We start from the raw sequence: 1,054 nt of genomic DNA on the forward strand, positions 1-1,054 counted from the left end.
TGATCTAATCCGTTCATAGGTTTTCGGACTTTCTGGGATGGTCTGTGGGACGATTCATGCATGGCGAGGTTGGGACGGCGGGCCAGCTATGAGGAGCGTCTACGGGCGTGTCAGCTGATCGAGAGCGGGAAATCACCTGATCTGGTCGCGGAGATTCTCGGGTTCGGGCGAGCGACGGTGTTCGGGTGGCTACAGGATTATCGGGCGCTGGGCCCGGAAGGATTGCGCACCAAGAAGACCCGCGGGCCAGCGGCCAAACTGAACGAAGCGCAGCTGAGGCGGCTGTATGAACTCATCGCCGGTAATGATCCGCGTCAGTTGAGTTTCGGGTTCGCGTTGTGGACGAGGGCGATGGTGGCCGAGCTGATCCGCCGCGAGTTCAAGGTGAAACTGTCCTTGGTGAGCGTTGGCCGCGTGCTGGCCAAGCTGGGCATGTCGCCGCAACGGCCGCTGTATCGGGCCTACCAGCAGGACGCGGCCGCGGTTGCGGAGTGGAAGCAGCACACCTTCCCCGCGATCGCGGCCGAGGCCAAACGGCTGGGCGCAGCGGTGTTCTTCGCTGATGAGGCGGCGGTGCGCACTGACTACCACGCCGGCACCACCTGGGCTCCCGTGGGACGCACTCCGGTCGTGGCCACCACCGGAGCACGCCGCTCGGTGATGATGATCTCCGCCGTCAGCTCACGCGGCGAACTGCGGTTCCAGCTGTTTGACCAGGGCCTGGACGCCGATGCGTTCATCGGTTTCTGTAAGCGTCTGATCGCCGATGCCGGACGTCCGGTGTTCCTGATCGTGGATAACTCTCGCGTCCACCGGGCCAAGAAGGTCAAGGCGTTCGTCGAGGCGAGCCAGGGTGCCCTCTCGCTGTTCTTCCTGCCGCCGTATTCGCCTGAGCTCAACCCTGACGAGTGGGTGTGGAAGAACGTCAAGCACGACCGGATCGCACGGGCCTCAGCTCGCGGCGTCGAGGAGCTCAAAGCCCTCGCCCTGGGCGCGCTGCGGCGGTTACAGAAGATGCCTGCGCTGGTGCGATCGTTCTTCGCCGATCCTCATC

1 protein-coding gene is annotated in these 1,054 nt (G+C 64.0%); it reads left to right on the forward strand.

Annotated elements, in window-relative coordinates; translation table 11 throughout:
* Nucleotides 1-60: 60 nt before the first annotated feature.
* The coding region (locus AB0J69_RS61725) for an IS630 family transposase (RefSeq protein WP_364138703.1) at nucleotides 61-1,054 on the forward strand (994 nt) is incomplete at its 3' end.

It is taken from the genome of Nonomuraea sp. NPDC049709 (assembly GCF_040674815.1).
Classification (GTDB): Bacteria; Actinomycetota; Actinomycetes; order Streptosporangiales; family Streptosporangiaceae; genus Nonomuraea.